The sequence below is a fragment of the Enterococcus sp. FDAARGOS_375 genome (genome assembly GCF_002393265.1).
Taxonomy (GTDB): Bacteria; Bacillota; Bacilli; order Lactobacillales; family Enterococcaceae; genus Enterococcus_D; species Enterococcus_D innesii.
On sequence record NZ_CP023515.1, the window covers coordinates 1,974,774 to 1,990,972 of the forward strand.

The window sequence follows — 16,199 nt, forward strand, 5'->3', positions numbered from 1 at the left end:
GCAGGAAAAAAGCTTATTTCGTGCGCTGCATCGTTAAAGAATCGAGCCTTTCAAAATCATAGGCGAACGATTTTAAAGAAAAATCTATGAAAGAAAGAAGGAGTAGTGTGTTTGTCCATCTGATTTATGCTGCGATCTATTCTGTGTTAGTCGTGAGCTTGCTCATTTCGTATGATTTGTTTATCAAGAACTTCAAAGAATTGAATTTACGCCTGTCGTTTAAAATTCTTATTGGTATTGTTTTGTTTATTTCGCAAGTCTACTTTATTATATCATTTTCTTTGAACAGTATCGGTTATGTTGCGTATGAATATACGATTCCAATCTTTATTTATTATTTTGGCATTCTCAAAGAAAAAATCTATCTGATTGGGTTAGTACCTGTCATTTTGCTGACCTTTTTTGCATTGATCAATAAATTTGAATGGGAAGCCATGCTCTTTATTATCGGATTAAATTACATCATTTTAATCGTTACGGGCTTATTAAAGAAAAGATTTTATGGACAACCAAATCACACGGCGTTTTACCTATTTTCGATTTTCGTTACGGTTGTCTCGCCGATGCTCAACGCCTTGCTTTTTTATCGCCGCGAAATTAGCGTTTGGGATGTAGTGTCTTTAGGCATTGGATCTGTGGGGATCGTTTCTTTATGGAAGTATTATTTGCAGAATCAAAAAAATTTCCTGGAAAAAATTAACACAAAAATCATTGAACGCAATTATGATGAGTTGACCAAGGTGAAAAATTTCCGCAGTCTGAACGAGGATATTTCAAAGCTGGCGTTACCTGAGAAGGACCAGCTCGTCGTGGTGATGATGGATTTAGATCATTTTAAGCGCATCAATGATCACCATGGACATCAAATCGGCAATCAAGCCCTATCCTTCTTTTCGGAAAAGCTGATGACGTTTCTCTACCAGAAAAGTCCTTCCCATTTAGTCGAAGTCTATCGATATGGCGGCGAAGAATTTTTAGTCCTATTTAAAGAGAATACTTCTGATGCTGTGAAAAAAATTATTGAAGAATTCCATTTGTTTTTAAGCAATGAACAGTTGAAATTAGAAACCGCCCAACTGACCCTTTACTTTTCGGCAGGGATTTCAGAAGCAGCCTCTGCGTTAGACATTTCAGAAACCTTTTACCAAGCAGATCAAGCATTGTACGAAGCCAAAAGGAAGGGCAGAAACCGCACGATTATTTTTTCTTGAGACGTTTGCTTTTCTAAAGAAGGTTTCGCAGTCTTTTCTCAAGTAGATCAGGTGTTGTAAAAAACCAAAAGGAAAGACAAGGTCGTATGATTTTTTTAGACGAATGCTTTTCAGAAGAAATTTTAATAAAGAGACAAGGTTCGCAGGCTTCTTTGTCCAGCGTCGTAGCTTTTTCAAAAGGAAGAGAGGAAGCAATCTGGTAAGTATAACGGTTTACCGATTATCTTGAGAGGTTAATTGAAGGGAAAAAACAAGTAGAGTGCTTTTTAAGAAGTGGGAAGAAACCACTTCTTTTTTTGCACCAAGCATTGGGCAGTCGCGCTTGGCAGCATCGACTTGGCTTTCTGGCGTGTTTACAGTCTTTAAAAGCAATGGTATATTTATTTGATAAGTAAATAAAATTATTTTGTAACTGTGTGTAACGATTACTGACTAAGGAGACTTCCCTATGAAACCAATTCGACGAATACTGTACCAAAGTGTTTTGTACGTAGCTATTCCTTTGATCGTGAGTCTACTGATTGGCTACCTAGCCAAATGCTCACTCCTGATTCCTGCCTCCATTATTTATGGCGTTCTTTTAGTGTTTATGATCCCTTCCGACAGCTTTTTATCAAGCAACGTGGACTACCAAACGAAAAGCATGAATCCAAGTTTTCGTCCCCCGCCATTAAAGAGAAGGATTGAAAGTGCGCCAGAGATGATCAATTTCCTCTTCGTTTTAACGGCACTGGTTTTGTGTTTGCTGCTCTTGTTGGTTGGGTAAAGGGAATTCATAGAAATCATGTACTAAGAAGAATGACAAAAAGAAAAGGAGAACAGCGATGAAATTACTCAAACAAATTAATTTGATGGATGATCAAAAAACAATAAAGAGATTGAATCTCGCGGCGATCCCTAGTTTTATTTTTTTCTATGTGTTCTTTACACTCTTTGTCTTAGGTGGTCATGGGTCAAATGCTGAAACTTCGTTTATTTTCGATCTTTTGATCTTAATGGTTGCGTATTTTATTCTCATCATTATTCATGAATTGATCCATGGTGCCTTCTTCAAGCTTTTTGACCCTAAAGGGAAGGTAAAGTTTGGGTTCAAAAATGGGGTAGCATATGCCACGAGTCCCCACTCCTTTTATTCAAAAGGGAAATTTGCCATCATTTTATTGGCGCCATTCCTTGGCATTTCTGTGGGTCTCTTTCTATTTTATTTATTTGGCTGGTTGACGGCATCTCTTTTTATCTTGATTGCTGCCGCACATGCCGCTTCTTGTGTGGGAGACTTTTACTTTCTTTTTCTGATTGTTAAAGCACCAGCGAACAGTTGTGTAGAAGATACTGAAGTGGGGCTGAATATTTATCAAGGAGAGTAGTTTATTTTTCAATTGATCTTGGCAAAATCAAAGAGCAAGAAAATGTATGCTAGAAAATCTCTTACAAAAAAACAAACACCTCAAAAGTGTTTGTTTTTTTGTAGGACTGTTTATAAAAAACGTATATAGCAAGAAGACTGTTCGGTCGACAAAAAGAAAACTTGTTTTAAACGACCGTTTTCTTATTAGCGCTTTACCGATACAACGGTAAGCTGCCAGCGACTTTATTGATACTCTTTTTCTTGCCTTTTAAACAAAGACCAAAATAAGCCAGTGTTTCTGTGGGAATCGTCTCAAGCGTCTGGCGGTATTGCTCATAAGAATTGGTGGTCTGAGCAACGTCGGAAAAATCAATGATGGTTACTTCTGGATCTGCTTGTTGACTGATCGATTCACGAATGGTCTGCAACTGTTCCTTGTTCGTTTTTAAGATAGGAATGGGGAAGTTGACAATGCCAAGGTGTTTTCTGCCCGTCGAATCGTAAATATCTTCTCCGATTCCTTCGGGAAACAATTTGCCTAAGGTTGCGCCTAAAATTGCTGCAGTATTTGCAACTAAGCCAATCGGTAATTGTTCATCGATAATCATGACACATTTTTCTTGGTTATTCATACGTTCTCACTCCATCTTCTTGATAAATTGTTTGGTAAGCTTTCGGGGTGACCCCAATCAAGCTTTTAAAGATACGGGTAAAATGACTTTGGTCACTAAAACCTGTCAGAAAAGCGACTTCTGCAATTGCTTCTTGTGCTTCTAGTCTTTTCTTGGCAGCACTGATGCGCACCGTACTTAAATATTGAAACGGCGACAGCCCATACGCTTTGGTAAATTGCCGAATCAAGACGTACTGATTCATTCCAAGAACGTCACTTAATTCACTCAAGGACAATTTTTCGGCATAATGTTGATCGATATAGGCTTTTGCCGCTGCGGCTTTATTTGACACCGGGTCCGTCTGTTCGTGGGTGAAATCCGCATACTGAACAAGCAGGTCGTGAAGCAGACAAGTAAAGCGTTCTTGCTTTTCAAACTCATCACCGTGATCCGACAGCAACAGCTGGTGCACTGCATGAAATTCCTCTTTTTCTTTCACTTGGCGAATGACCGGTTCAGGAAAGTGGGGCGTCAATTGAGTGTTAAAAATTTTTTGTACTTGTACCGCCATGTTCTCCGGGGTTAAGTGGATATTGCGGTAAACCAGCTTTTCCTCCGTGAGTTGCTGGCAGCGGTGGGCAGCCTTTGGCGGAATCAAAATCAAGTCGCCTGCTTCAACGATATAGCAGGTGTTTTGACAGGTGAATTGACGCGTCCCAGCTTCCATCAAGCCAATCACATAATATTCGTGCCAATGGTTAGGAAACTCCTGCTGGATGCCGTTAAATAATAAAGCTTCTACACCAAGGGTGCTATCTTGAATGATTTTTCGTTCATTTCTCATCTGCATTCTCCTTTTTGTTACTATAACAAAAGTGGTTTTTGGTGAATAGAATGATATTGACTTTTGACTATTTTTCTTGATGGAAGGCACTTGATTGGGAATGAGAAAAAGGGCTGGAGAAGGTCGGAAAAGAGCGGATCAGACTTGAAGAGAGAACAGCGGGTTATTTTGACGATTCTATGGAATGAATCACAGCAGATGGACCATGCGCCGTGAAAAAATAATGATAAATCCTTGGCATTTGGAAGTTTCATTGATGGAAGTATGGTACCATTTGACTGCAGTAAAGTTTGCAAGTTCTAGGATTGAAATTATCGCTTGTGTATTTGTTAACAAATAATTAATAGAAATATACAAATTTTTAGAATAGTGATTATAGTAATAACCATCTAAGAGGCAGGAACTATATGTCATGAATGGGGTAACAGTGCAAAGAAATAAATTATCTGAATTTTTGTGAAATTAATTTCAATCGAAATAATAGAGTGGTAAAATATGAATATTAGAACGTTTAGAGAAATAAAAAAAGGAGCTAAAAATATGAACGAGATTAAATGTCCACACTGCCACAAAGTCTTTACCGTTGATGAATCTAACTATGCTGATATCTTAAGCCAAGTTCGTACTAAAGAGTTTAATGAAAAGTTCATGAAAACTGGGAAAAATTAAAAATCAGCATAAAAGTGAACTAGAATTAATAGAAGAAAAAACTAAAAACTCTTTTGATAAACAGATTTTACAAAAGGAAAAGGAGCTTGCTGAGCTTCAAGCTAAGCTTGATTCGGGTGAACAAGACAAGAAGATTGCGGTGTCTTCCGTTGAAGCCAATATGAAAGAAAAACTTGCTGAGCAGGAAAAGAAAATTACGGAACTTGAAACAAAAGTAAAGTCGATTGAAAAAGAAAAAGAATTTGAAGTCAAACAAGCGTTAGCGGATAAAGAAAAAGAACTATTAGAGCTTACTGCAAAAATGAATGCGCTCCGAACAGACAATAAACTAAAAATTACAGAAGCTGACTCAGAGAAAGAAAAAGAAATCGCTGAATTGAAATCGAAGCTACTACTTCAAGAAAAAGAAGCTGAATTGGAAAAGAATTCTATTAAAGAGAAGTTTGATAGTGAGATAAAACAAAAGGACGAGACGATTGCTTTCTATAAAGATTTTAAAGCTAAACAATCAACCAAAATGGTCGGAGAAAATCTTGAGCAACATTGTGAAATAGAATTCAATCGCCTTAGGATGACTGCTTTTCAAAATGCAGAATTTGGTAAGGATAATGATGTTAAGGCTGACAGTAAAGGTGATTATATCTACCGAGAGCTCGATGAGAATGGTACAGAGATTATCTCTATAATGTTCGACATGAAAAACGAAGGCGACGAGACTGCAACCAAAAAGAAAAACGAACACTTTTTTAAAGAATTAGATAAAGATAGGAATGAGAAAAAGTGTGAATATGCAATTCTCGTTACTATGCTTGAAGCGGATAATGAACTCTATAACAATGGAATTGTTGATGTTTCGTATGAATATGAAAAAATGTATGTGATTCGTCCTCAATTCTTTATTCCAATTATTACGCTTCTTAGGAATGCAGCGCTCAATTCTCTGAAATATAAGCAAGAAGTTGCTTTAATGCGGGATCAAAATATTGATATTACTAATTTTGAAGAAGATCTAAATACATTTAAAGAAGGTTTTGCTCGAAATTATAATTTAGCTAGTCGAAAGTTCAAAACGGCAATTGAGGAGATTGATAAAACCATTACGCATCTGCAAAAACCTAAGGATGCGCTTGTATCTTCTGAGAATAACTTACGACTTGCTAATAACAAAGCGGATGATTTAACGGTGAAGAAATTAGTCAAAAATAATCCGACTATGAAGGCCAAATTTGATGAAATCTAAGGAGTTGTCGAGATGAAATTATACAAACTAAATATACAAGGCTATGGAAGACATAAGGATTCAGAAATATATTTTTCTAACGCCAGTTTTCTTATCGGCGAAAATAATACTGGAAAAAGTACAATATTAAAAGCGGTAGAGCTGTTGTTGAACGATAAGAATAAGCTTTCAGAAGACTCTTTTTTTCAGTTCGCTCATGAATATGGAATTGATTCTTGTAATGAAGTGACTTTAACAGCTGAGTTTAGAGATTTACCAGATGAGGCCTCAACATGGAGAGGGTTTAGAGGTCGCATATTTCCATACAGCAGTATTGATTCCGAAGGACAAGAGACATCTGGTAATTCAATATTTTACAGGAAAACGTTTAGACCGGGTACTTCAAGAAAAATTGAAATGAAATCAAGACAGAAGGCGAAAAAAGAAGCTTTGGAAGGTGTAAAGACCATTGCTGATTTTATTAATCATGGATTCCAAGAAGATTTATTAGTTGGTACTCAGTTTGAGAAAGAAGATAAAACAAAACCGATGACTACTAAAAAGCTACAAGATTTTATGGATTATTTTGAAAATGAATTTGATTTTTATGACTATTCTGATGAAGAAGTTTGGGATGATAATCCTGGAGGTATAGCTGGCAATGTCATTTCAAAATTACCTAAAGTAATTTATATTCCTGCGCACGATGGGGCTGAAGATCTTTGCGAAACTAAAGGAGCATTTCAAAATATACTTGTGGAATTATTTGCTGATGTTAGAAACGAATCTGAAAACTATAAACAAGCTCAAATACTATTAGATAAATTAGCAGAAGAACTCGACCCAGAAAATTCAGAAACTGAGTTTGGAAAGATGATGGTAGATTTGAATAAAACGCTTTCTGGTGTATTTTCTGGGGTCGGTCTAAATGCTAGTGCAAAACTTTCAGATGCGGACAGTGCAATAAAACCAAATTTCTCGGTTTCAATGACGAGCAATATACCCACACCGGTTGAAATGCAGGGTACGGGTGTAATCAGATCAACAGTTTTTGCACTGCTTAGATATAAAGCATTAAGAGATATGAAGAAAAACTCTTATGAAAGACCTCTAATCATATGTTTTGAAGAACCTGAAATTTATCTGCATCCTAATGCAGCCAATCAAATGAGAGATACGATATATGAATTAGCTAATACAGCAAATAATCAAATTGTCTGTTCTACTCATTCCCCATATATGATCGATCTAGGAAAGAAGACGGGACAGTTATTGAATTATCTCTATACAGATCAAACAATAGTAGAAACAGAAACAGGAAATTCGGTATCTTGTGATATTGTATTTAATAGACCATTTAATATTCAAGACGCATTTAGAAGTTTACAGTCTGAGGAGAAAGACTATGTTAAGCTTATTCTTAAAATGGATGATTATCTAGCTAGGATATTTTTTGCTAGAAATGTTTTGATTGTCGAGGGAGATACTGAAGAAATAGTATTACGAGAAACCATATCATTATTGCCAGAAGAAATGAAAAAGAATGTGATGTGCAATTGGCAGATTATTAGAGCTCGGGGAAAAGCTAGTATTATTTCGCTAGTTAAATATTTAAAAGCTATGGGGATCAACCCTTATGTTATTCATGACTTAGATTTAGAAACTTCTGGGGCGGTAGTCATGAATGAACCGATAAAAAGAGCCTTAGCTGATGATACTAAATTGATTGGGCTTAATAATTGCATTGAGGATATACTAGGTTATTCGGCGCCTTCTAGAGATAAGCCTTATGTTGCATATAAATTTATTCAAGATAATTGGAATAGCGATTATAATAAAATAAACAGTAATTGGAAGAATATTGTAGAGAAGTTATTTTCAAATTAATATAACCAAATAAAGTGAGCATAGTATACAGAACCATCTGATACGATTTATGACTTTGAGTGTGGGGAGGTTACCCTCTATTTCTTTATCTCAACATCATTTTTTTGAAAATGCAATCGTATTGTTTCTAAATGAATTTACTAGAGCGGAGAATGCATAGTATAAAAAGTTTGAAGTATTTTTTACATTTCCATCTTATAGGTCAGAATTATTTTAAATGAGGTGTATTTAATGGAATTTTTTATCAAAAATCAATGGTACTTTTTAGGTGGGCTTTTAATATTTTTGGTGGTAGTTATATTAATTCATAATCAGATTATAAAACTACTTCAAAAGAGGGATTTTAAGAAGAGTTATTCTACTGACAGATTGCGTAAAAAAATAAGGCAACGGGAAGACACAAAGACAGGAAAACTCTATTATGGCACTTATTTTTTTGCTTGGCAGAAAAATAAGTTGAATACCCTATATGAAATGTTCCCAGTCGGTGAATATTTCACAGATAAATTAATTGTAACTGATGTTGCTGTGTATAGTACAGTAACAGATAAGATGTGGGGATCAGGTACAAGAACAGCATTCTACAAGAAAGAATTTCGAATTTATTATAAAGTAGCCGAGAAAAGAGAATCCATAGTAAATAATTTTACCCATAATGGAGCGGGCAACCAAATCAACACTGTAAATCAAAATGAAGTTCATATAAATGCCATAATTAACCAGTTAGAGAATTTTTTAAATGAAGTAAATGTTGATTCCCATGATAAAGCTTACATTGAGAGCTTCATCTACCAACTTTCACAAGAAAAAGCAACTGAGAAAGACAAAAATAAAATAATTGAGACGCTATCTAAATACACGAGTGTAGGGAATAATGTGATATCAATTATTGCAAACCTTTCAAAATTTTTCATATAAATAATATCATAAAGACCTTTGGAATGTAAAAAATCCAAAGGTCTTTTTTATGGGCGTGTTCTCATTATATTTTTTGGTGTTCTTCTTTAAGTTTCATTGCCTAATGGAGCAGGAAAAACAACAACGATTGAAACAATTTTAGGTATCAAAACACCAGAGGAAGGTTCTGTCAAAATTCTCGGATCAGATCCTCAAAAAAAGCGGCGTGAGGTATTTGAAAAAGTGGGGGTTCAGCTTCAATCTTCAAGTTATCAGAACAATATTCGCGTCGGAGAATTGTGCAAAGAGATGACGCTCTTGTATCGACAGCCTCAAGACTATCAAGAGCTTTTGCGTTTGTTTCAGCTGGAACCATTCGAATCGCAATTCATCGACAAACTTTCTGGTGGGGAAAAACAAAAGCTTTCCATTGTACTCGCGTTGATCCCGAATCCCGAGGTGATTTTTTTGGATGAATTGACAACGGGACTGGATACAAAAGCACGAAGAAGTGTCTGGCAAACGCTCCTCAAACTAAAAGAAGCACAAATGACGATTCTATTGACGACCCACTATATGGAGGAGGCGGAGATTCTTTGTGATCGGCTATGTATCATTGCTCATGGGCGCAAGGTAGTTGAAGGCAGCACAAAGGAGCTGTTAAAACGAAGCGGTCAGCAAAAACTTGAAGAGGCATATCTTTGGTTTGTAGGGGAGGAGATAGAATGAGCAAAGTAATGAAACTAGCAAAAATTGAAGGAAAGTTAGCGTTGCGAGGAATCGATGGGATCGTCTTTGGTATTGGCATGCCGCTGGTCGTCCTGTTTTTGACCAATATGATCGGTGGAGAGAAAGTGATTGGTGCTACTTCATATACATTTCAAGAGGGCAGTTTTGCTTCGTTGCTGGTGGTGGGGATTTGCGCAACAGCCTTTATGGGGATTCCGTTAACTATCTGTGATTATCGAGACAAAAAGATTTTGAAACACTTTTTTGTTACCCCAGCTTCTCCAGTTCATCTGATTGCGGCTCAAGTGGTAGTAGCTGCAGCGACTGCACTACTCTCAGCGATAGGTATCGCATTCGTGTCGGTGGTATTTCTCGACTATCAAATGAAAGGCAGCTGGATAGTATTGATAGCTAGCTATTTTTTCGTTATGATTGCCATGTATAGCCTAGGACTATTGATTGCTAGTTTGTGTAAAAATATCAAGATTGCCAATCTCGTATGCACAGTGGTTTATTTTCCCATGTTGTTTCTTTCTGGGGCAGTGATTCCCTTTGAGCTCTTTCCAGAAGGTGTGCAAAAAGTCGCTAATGTTCTGCCATTGACACAAGGCGTTAAATTGTTAAAGAGTGTGAGTCTCGATCAACCAATCGGTGACCCTCGATTCATTCTTTTTCTATTGACAGTGGTGACGATCATAGGATTTGGTTTGGCAGTTAAGCTTTTCCGTTGGGAATAACAGGAAACGGAGGAAAGAGTTATGACACAAGAATGTGAAAAAACACCAGATAAGCTGTATCGAATCGGCATGTTTTCTAAAATGAATCAAGTGACGATAAAAACACTGCGTTATTATGATGAGGTGGGGCTGCTTAAGCCCCATTTTATCGATCCAGATAATGGGTATCGCTATTATATCTCTAGTCAGTTGGCACCATTGCATCGGTTATTAGCTTTACGCAGAATGGGGTATAACATCGATGAAATCAAACAAGTGCAAGCAGGAGAAAGCGAAAGGAGAATACTGCATCGCAAGAGACAGCAACTGATGAGAGAGATCACGGAACGGATGGCGATGCTCACGCAGATCGAAGGGTATTTGCAACAGGAAGAAGCCAATTACCAAATGATCGTTAAACGTTTGCCAGCGGTTATCGTCGCTTCAATGAGAATGGTCGTGCCAAGCTTCGATCGGTTGTTTTCTATGATCCCAGAAATGGGGCTTCAGATGGAAACAGCTGGTTGCATCTGCGCATTGCCCGAATATTGTTTTACTATCTATCATGACAACGAGTACAAAGAAGAAAACATTGATGTGGAAGTTTGCGAAGCGGTCACAGAAATGAAAGATAATCAAGGAAATTTGACCTTCAAGCAGATAGAAGAAGTACCAGAGGCAGTTTGCACGGTCCATAAAGGAGCCTATACTGAGTTTCCGAAAGCCTATGCTGCAGTAATCCAGTTTGCTGAAAATAACGGCTATCGAATCACAGGGCCTTTTCGTGAAAGCTATATTGATGGTATTTGGAATAAAGAAAGTGAAGAGGAATGGCTGACTGAGATCCAGCTTCCTGTTGAAAAAATCAGCAGGTGAAGGGAAATAAACATTCAGCGTTCTTGCAAAATTTCTCCCCCGTAAGGTGTGAATTTCGGCAAGACCATCATTTAATCGAGTGTCTACAGTCAATTCCCATTGACAAATCGACTGGCGCCTTCTAAACTAAAGGCAGAAAAACAAGAGAAAAAGGTGATGTCTCCGGCCTATCTGCTGTTATTCCTTCGTTAACAGGGGTAGGACTGGAAAAGAGTAAATAAAATCAATTTCATAGGCAAAAAATTGACTGCATGCAGTTTTATTTGAAGTGCCTATCATTGATTTTATTTTACTCTTCGCTTTTTGATCTTCATCGCTTGAAGATTGACCGCAGAGTAAAATCTGCGGTCTTTTTTGTTTTTCAATTATTTTGAAAGGGGAAAAGAAGATGTACCAAGAATTGAGAAAGGCAATCGAGCGGCCACCGCTCTATAAAAAAATGGCAGAAGCGTTTTGGGACGATGCGTATATTTCCAAGCAAATGTTAAAGGCTCATTTGGATCCTGATTTTGAGGGAGCGAGTAGAAAGGCTGACTTTATCGACGAATCCGTTCGCTGGATCAGTCGCATTGTTCCACCAGAAAAACAGACGCAACTTCTTGATATCGGCTGCGGACCAGGGATATATGCGGAAAAATTTGTAGCGCTGGGCTATCAAGTGACAGGCGTTGATTACTCCAGAAGGTCCATCGCCTATGCGAGAGATTCCGCGAGTAAGCAGCAATTAAACATTACCTATCTATTTGATAATTATTTGGAGATGGCATTGCCTCAGCAGTTTGACTTTATTACCTTGATTTATTGCGATTATGGAGCCTTAAATCCAGAGGAACGAAAACTGCTGCTAAATAATGTGCTGGCGCATCTAAAACCGGGTGGCAAATTTTTGTTCGATGTATTTACGATTGCCCAGTTTTTAACGCTTGATGAAGAACAGACCTGGGAAAGTCATGAATCAGCAGGGTTTTGGCGGGGCGATCCTCATCTTGTGCTGAATCAACGATGGAAATATCCTGATCACGTCTTGCTGGAGCAAACAACGATTTTAGCAGATACTGAGCTCACCAATTATTATTTATGGACGACCTATTTTACAAAAGATGCATTGCTGAGGGAAGTTCAGGCTGCAGGCTTTGATATCTGTGAGGTATTTGGCGATGTCAAAGGCAGTCTTTATATCGAAAAAGGTTCAACAATGGCGATACTACTGAAAAAACCATGCACTCATTGAAAGAGTGGTTTTTATGTAAATAGAAGCAAAAAGAAACGACGATTTTTCGTCGTTTCTTTTTGTTTGGGTCGGAACTGATCGATCAATTCTTTCGTACTAATGATCGGGCATATTCAACACCACTCATTCAGCAAACCGTCGAACCATCGTAATATCTGTTTCCAAATAGCCCATTTTTTTGTATAGCTGATACGCAGACTGATTATGGGCAAAAACGTGCAAGCCGATTTCAGTGATGCCTTGCTGGATCGCCCACTTTTCTAAAGCCTGTAACGCTTTGGTGCCATAGCCTTTTCCTCGCTGGTCTTCCTCGATGATAAAGTCATAGATGAAGGCTTTCTGGGCAGCTGTGTTGACCCAAATCACCCCGATCGGTTCACTAAAATCAGCTGTAAATAAAGAAAACAAGTGATTGTTTTCGGTGGCAGTCCCTTGAGGAAGTAAAGAAGCAAAGCTTTCTTTGGCTAGGGCGATAGCTAAGACGAAAGTGTAAGGCCATTTCCAAGGTACAACAAGTCAATCCATAAGAAGGCGCAGCTGCAAAAATCTCCGTCAAAGAGCCGCCTTGGGGGAGTCCCAGTTCTTTAAGGGGAACAATCACACAAGCAGCACGCTGTTTATCGGCACTGAAGGAGAGCTGGGGATGGCGCAAGAGCTGGTTGGCATACGCGTTTAAGTGAATCTGATTTTCTTCCAACTGCTGGCAAAGGCGGTTTAGCGAAACCCCGCCATACTGTACGATCACTTTTTTCAAATCAAACACTCCTTTCAATAGGGATCCTTTTTATGAAAAATCAGTTTACACCCTCGTTCTTGGACAAATTGGCATAAATCGCAGCAACTTCTTCTTGGTAACGATTCTTTAGTCGAGGGGGACTTAAAATGCGTAGGCTTTTTCCAAAAGAGAACAAATAGGGCACTACCCAGCTTTCCTCGGGCAAATCAACGGTAACCACAGCAGTGCCTTCCTCCGTCAAAGTAATATCCTGATGATCGAACTCATCATATACCCGATAAAGAACGTCGGCTTGAAAGAATAGACGCGCAGGATAGGTGCCAACAGTCAACTCAATGGCAGAATCAGGCGCAGTGACTGGGAAAAAATGCTGATCAGTGACGTGGACTTGACTCATGCGGCTGATTTTAAATGTCCGAAAGGCATTCTTTTGCTGGTCGAAGGCTTGCAGATACCAAGCTTGCGAGCGAAAAAGCAGTTTATAAGGCTGGCAGATGCGTTTTTGCAGTCCCTGTTTACTGATATAGTCAAAGGTGATCACGTGGTTTGTTAAAATACTCTTTTTTAATAAATCAAACGTGTCGTTGCCGTTTTCTCGCCGATGCCAAGTGGAAAAATCCACTTCTAGCCAATCAGCATCGGGCTGCTTAAACAAGGATTGCAGTTTTGCCAGCGATTGCCCACTGATCTGTGGCGTCAGCTGGCGAATCCCTTTCAACGCCAAAAGCAGGTTTTTCCGTTCTTCCTCTGATAATAACACTTTATCCAACACAAAACTGCTTAACAAATAAACGCCGCCATTTCGACCCGTTTCGGTATAGATGGGCACGCCAATACTGCTTAGGGTATTGATATCTCTGGTGATGGTGCGAGTCGAGACTTCAAATTGTTTGGCTAATTCAGAAGTGGTTGCTTTTTCATGATTCAACAGGTGGTAGATAAGGCCGAATAGGCGTGTCGTGCTCACTTGGTTTACTCCTTTTATAAAAAGATGATAAAACACTGACACAAGGTGTCTAGGTTTCTATCGTATCATAAAGACAAAGAGGGAGGAACTCCAATGAAATTTTTGATAATGGCAACGGAAAGAACCAATAATTTTACTGATCCAGCGATTCAAGCAAAAATCACTGGCTTATGGGAGAAAAACAGCGAGGCGGTCAAGAAAGCCGCAGAAAAAGGAACGGTCATCGCTTGCGTTTACCACGAGTATGAGTCAAACTATCAAGGAGACTATGCCGTTTCGCTTTGTTTCGAAGAAACGGAGCAAGCAGACTTTGATACAGAAAACTATACTTGGAAAAAGTATCCGATCGATCGGCGCGATGCGCAGGGCATTTTGACTACTTGGCGTCAAATCTGGTCTGAGGAAGAAAACCAGCAGCTGCAGCGCAAGTATTCCTTTGATTTTGAACAATATGCGCCAGACGGCGAAGTAACGATTTTTATCGCCATTGCTGAAAGCGACAAAGAGCAGCTATTTTCCTGAATAGGAGGACAAACAATGAGACAATATGAAAGCAAAGCAGCGCTGATCCAAGAGATTACAGAACGTTACCAAAAATTTCGCCAAGAATTTGATGAAATTCCTGAAGCCCTGCGAAATCAACGGATAGCAAGTGTCGACAAGACCCCTTCAGAAAACTTGTCTTACCAAATCGGCTGGGTCAGTTTGTTATTGTCATGGGAAGCACAGGAACAGCAAGGGATGAGCGTTCACACACCTGCTGAAGGGTACAAATGGAACAACCTTGGCGGATTGTATCAATCTTTTTATCAGACATACGGCAGTTTGACCTTAGCACAGCAGCAAGAGCTCTTAGACCAAAAAGTGACGGCCCTTTGCCAGTGGATCGAAGGCTTATCCGATCAGGAATTGTTTGAAGCAAGGCAGCGGGATTGGGCAACCACCAAAGCACAGTGGCCAGTCTATAAATGGATCCATATCAATACAGTAGCACCCTTTACCAATTTCAGAACGAAAATCCGAAAATGGAAAAAGGAAGCACTGCATTGATCAACAGAGAAATGAATGAATCGAACAGGAAAATCACACCCTTTTCATAGTGTGATTTTTTGCTGTACATAAAAAACGGTTCATTGAGAAACAATGGCAAAGAAGCGCCAGTGGCTTGCTATCAATTGTGAGAGACTGAAAATCGTGCTATGATGGCGTTAATCAGAGCAAGGAGGAAAAAGCAGATGTGTGGTGGCATTATTTCCCAAAAAATTGCCTAAGCCCATGTAGATCAAGACCAGCAAAAAACGATTTACATGGGAGGAATAAATGATGAAAGAAAACAAATATGATGACCAAACGTTTTTTACTAAATACAGTGAAATGACTCGTTCGCAAAAAGGCCTGCAAGGAGCTGGGGAATGGCAGACGCTAGAAAAAATGTTGCCTGACTTCGAAAAAAAGCAGGTACTTGATTTAGGCTGCGGGTATGGATGGCATTGCCAATATGCTGTAGACCATGGAGCGGCAGCAGTACTAGGAACTGACATTTCTCAACGGATGCTTGAGGAGGCCAAGAAAAGGCACCCTGATCCGAAAATAACGTATCAATGTGTCGCAATGGAAGAAGTGACACTTCCTCCAGCCTCAATAGACGTTGTTTTAAGTTCATTGGCGTTTCACTATGTGGCAACGTTCGAAACATTGATCAAAAGTATATCGGTCTGGCTGAAATCTGGTGGTGTGCTGGTATTTTCGGTGGAGCATCCGGTTTATACGGCGGAAGGATCGCAAGATTGGCAGTATGATAGGCAGGGGGAAATCCAGCATTTTCCAGTCGATCATTACTATTATGAGGGCAAGCGGCAAGCGCGATTTTTAGGTGAAACGGTGACCAAATACCATCGTACCCTGACAACCTATTTAATGACCTTATTGCAAAACGGCTTTATTTTAGAAAAGGTGATCGAGCCACAACCACCAGAAGAATTACTGGAAGTACCGGGAATGAAAGACGAAATGCGCCGACCAATGATGCTGCTAATAGCTGCTAGAAAAAGCTGACTTAAAGAATTGTTAAACAGTTGATCTGTGAAGATCAGCTGTTTTTTTGTTTTGTGTCATCGTAAGAAATAACTGGAGAAGCCTGTGACCGCTTAATGTCTAGTTAGTGGAGTTAATAAAATAAACTGTTATTTTAAGTGCTAAAGTGACGCGAAGGTGACAAAAATGAAACGCCAATTCGTAAAAGGGTATGCTATATT

The 16,199-nt window shown here is 38.8% G+C and carries 16 protein-coding genes and 2 pseudogenes; 13 read left to right on the top strand and 5 right to left on the bottom strand.

Annotated features, from left to right (window positions below; all coding sequences use genetic code 11):
• Positions 1-86: 86 nt before the first annotated feature.
• The 3 genes from CO692_RS10550 to CO692_RS10560 all read left to right on the top strand — a co-directional run bounded on the left by CO692_RS10550 (position 87) and on the right by CO692_RS10560 (position 2,578).
• Positions 87-1,211, top strand: a complete 1,125-nt coding sequence (locus CO692_RS10550) for a GGDEF domain-containing protein (protein WP_226818108.1) — start codon at positions 87-89, stop codon at positions 1,209-1,211.
• Between the two features lie 448 nt (positions 1,212-1,659).
• A complete protein-coding gene (locus CO692_RS10555) occupies positions 1,660-1,977 on the top strand; it encodes a hypothetical protein (protein WP_096742222.1) in 318 nt (105 codons plus the stop codon).
• Between the two features lie 58 nt (positions 1,978-2,035).
• Positions 2,036-2,578: a DUF3267 domain-containing protein gene (locus CO692_RS10560; RefSeq protein ID WP_096742223.1), complete on the top strand. Its 543-nt coding sequence runs from the start codon at positions 2,036-2,038 to the stop codon at positions 2,576-2,578.
• 193 nt (positions 2,579-2,771) lie between these two features.
• Here CO692_RS10560 and CO692_RS10565 read toward each other — a convergent pair whose 3' ends face one another.
• Together CO692_RS10565 and CO692_RS10570 are read right to left on the bottom strand one after the other, a co-directional pair.
• Positions 2,772-3,191, bottom strand: a complete 420-nt coding sequence (locus CO692_RS10565; protein WP_005232083.1) for a DUF2000 domain-containing protein — start codon at positions 3,189-3,191, stop codon at positions 2,772-2,774.
• Positions 3,184-4,017 carry an AraC family transcriptional regulator gene (locus CO692_RS10570; RefSeq protein WP_096742224.1) on the bottom strand — a complete coding sequence of 278 codons (834 nt, stop codon included), beginning with the start codon at positions 4,015-4,017 and terminating at the stop codon, positions 3,184-3,186. The genes CO692_RS10565 and CO692_RS10570 overlap by 8 nt, the downstream gene beginning before the upstream one ends.
• Before the next feature lie 540 nt (positions 4,018-4,557).
• On the opposite strand from CO692_RS10570, the pseudogene CO692_RS10575 reads away from it, so the two are divergent.
• The 7 genes and pseudogenes from CO692_RS10575 (at position 4,558) to CO692_RS10605 (ending at position 12,241) form a co-directional block, all read left to right on the top strand.
• A pseudogene (locus CO692_RS10575) lies at positions 4,558-5,926 on the top strand (DUF2130 domain-containing protein).
• Between the two features lie 12 nt (positions 5,927-5,938).
• The gene (locus CO692_RS10580; RefSeq protein WP_096742225.1) at positions 5,939-7,792 is read left to right on the top strand and encodes an AAA family ATPase; all 1,854 of its coding nucleotides are present in this window, start codon (positions 5,939-5,941) and stop codon (positions 7,790-7,792) included.
• Between the two features lie 231 nt (positions 7,793-8,023).
• The gene (locus CO692_RS10585) at positions 8,024-8,710 is read left to right on the top strand and encodes a hypothetical protein (protein ID WP_096742226.1); all 687 of its coding nucleotides are present in this window, start codon (positions 8,024-8,026) and stop codon (positions 8,708-8,710) included.
• Between the two features lie 96 nt (positions 8,711-8,806).
• Complete coding sequence (locus tag CO692_RS10590; RefSeq protein WP_226818110.1) at positions 8,807-9,418, top strand: ABC transporter ATP-binding protein; 612 nt, start codon at positions 8,807-8,809, stop codon at positions 9,416-9,418.
• The gene (locus tag CO692_RS10595) at positions 9,415-10,155 is read left to right on the top strand and encodes an ABC transporter permease (RefSeq protein ID WP_096742227.1); all 741 of its coding nucleotides are present in this window, start codon (positions 9,415-9,417) and stop codon (positions 10,153-10,155) included. The genes CO692_RS10590 and CO692_RS10595 overlap by 4 nt, the downstream gene beginning before the upstream one ends.
• A 21-nt stretch (positions 10,156-10,176) precedes the next feature.
• Positions 10,177-11,010 (top strand): MerR family transcriptional regulator, encoded by an 834-nt coding sequence (locus tag CO692_RS10600; protein WP_016609707.1) that lies wholly within the window; start codon positions 10,177-10,179, stop codon positions 11,008-11,010.
• A gap of 388 nt (positions 11,011-11,398) precedes the next feature.
• Positions 11,399-12,241 carry a class I SAM-dependent methyltransferase gene (locus CO692_RS10605; RefSeq protein WP_096742228.1) on the top strand — a complete coding sequence of 281 codons (843 nt, stop codon included), beginning with the start codon at positions 11,399-11,401 and terminating at the stop codon, positions 12,239-12,241.
• Between the two features lie 123 nt (positions 12,242-12,364).
• Here CO692_RS10605 and CO692_RS10610 read toward each other — a convergent pair whose 3' ends face one another.
• The 3 genes and pseudogenes from CO692_RS10610 to CO692_RS10620 all read right to left on the bottom strand — a co-directional run bounded on the left by CO692_RS10610 (position 12,365) and on the right by CO692_RS10620 (position 13,944).
• A complete protein-coding gene (locus CO692_RS10610; protein ID WP_226818331.1) occupies positions 12,365-12,715 on the bottom strand; it encodes a GNAT family N-acetyltransferase in 351 nt (116 codons plus the stop codon).
• Positions 12,714-12,995: pseudogene (locus CO692_RS10615) on the bottom strand (helicase); the annotation flags it as partial. The gene CO692_RS10610 and the pseudogene CO692_RS10615, both read right to left, overlap by 2 nt.
• A gap of 40 nt (positions 12,996-13,035) precedes the next feature.
• Positions 13,036-13,944, bottom strand: a complete 909-nt coding sequence (locus tag CO692_RS10620; protein ID WP_096742229.1) for a helix-turn-helix transcriptional regulator — start codon at positions 13,942-13,944, stop codon at positions 13,036-13,038.
• A gap of 93 nt (positions 13,945-14,037) precedes the next feature.
• Here CO692_RS10620 and CO692_RS10625 point away from each other — a divergent pair, with 93 nt between their 5' ends.
• From CO692_RS10625 to CO692_RS10635, 3 genes are all read left to right on the top strand, one after another.
• On the top strand, positions 14,038-14,466 hold the full coding sequence (locus tag CO692_RS10625) for an effector binding domain-containing protein (protein ID WP_096742230.1): 429 nt from the start codon (positions 14,038-14,040) through the stop codon (positions 14,464-14,466).
• 15 nt (positions 14,467-14,481) lie between these two features.
• Positions 14,482-14,994 carry a ClbS/DfsB family four-helix bundle protein gene (locus tag CO692_RS10630; RefSeq protein ID WP_015508975.1) on the top strand — a complete coding sequence of 171 codons (513 nt, stop codon included), beginning with the start codon at positions 14,482-14,484 and terminating at the stop codon, positions 14,992-14,994.
• 273 nt (positions 14,995-15,267) lie between these two features.
• Positions 15,268-15,999, top strand: a complete 732-nt coding sequence (locus CO692_RS10635; RefSeq protein ID WP_185946528.1) for a class I SAM-dependent methyltransferase — start codon at positions 15,268-15,270, stop codon at positions 15,997-15,999.
• Positions 16,000-16,199: the final 200 nt, after the last annotated feature.

Coding starts and splice junctions, on each gene's coding strand:
- CO692_RS10550 (WP_226818108.1), top strand. CDS start 87: ATGAAAGAAAGAAGGAGTAGTGTGTTTGTCCATCTGATTTATGCTGCG.
- CO692_RS10555 (WP_096742222.1), top strand. CDS start 1,660: ATGAAACCAATTCGACGAATACTGTACCAAAGTGTTTTGTACGTAGCT.
- CO692_RS10560 (WP_096742223.1), top strand. CDS start 2,036: ATGAAATTACTCAAACAAATTAATTTGATGGATGATCAAAAAACAATA.
- CO692_RS10565 (WP_005232083.1), bottom strand. CDS start 3,191: ATGAATAACCAAGAAAAATGTGTCATGATTATCGATGAACAATTACCG.
- CO692_RS10570 (WP_096742224.1), bottom strand. CDS start 4,017: ATGAGAAATGAACGAAAAATCATTCAAGATAGCACCCTTGGTGTAGAA.
- CO692_RS10580 (WP_096742225.1), top strand. CDS start 5,939: ATGAAATTATACAAACTAAATATACAAGGCTATGGAAGACATAAGGAT.
- CO692_RS10585 (WP_096742226.1), top strand. CDS start 8,024: ATGGAATTTTTTATCAAAAATCAATGGTACTTTTTAGGTGGGCTTTTA.
- CO692_RS10595 (WP_096742227.1), top strand. CDS start 9,415: ATGAGCAAAGTAATGAAACTAGCAAAAATTGAAGGAAAGTTAGCGTTG.
- CO692_RS10600 (WP_016609707.1), top strand. CDS start 10,177: ATGACACAAGAATGTGAAAAAACACCAGATAAGCTGTATCGAATCGGC.
- CO692_RS10605 (WP_096742228.1), top strand. CDS start 11,399: ATGTACCAAGAATTGAGAAAGGCAATCGAGCGGCCACCGCTCTATAAA.
- CO692_RS10625 (WP_096742230.1), top strand. CDS start 14,038: ATGAAATTTTTGATAATGGCAACGGAAAGAACCAATAATTTTACTGAT.
- CO692_RS10630 (WP_015508975.1), top strand. CDS start 14,482: ATGAGACAATATGAAAGCAAAGCAGCGCTGATCCAAGAGATTACAGAA.
- CO692_RS10635 (WP_185946528.1), top strand. CDS start 15,268: ATGAAAGAAAACAAATATGATGACCAAACGTTTTTTACTAAATACAGT.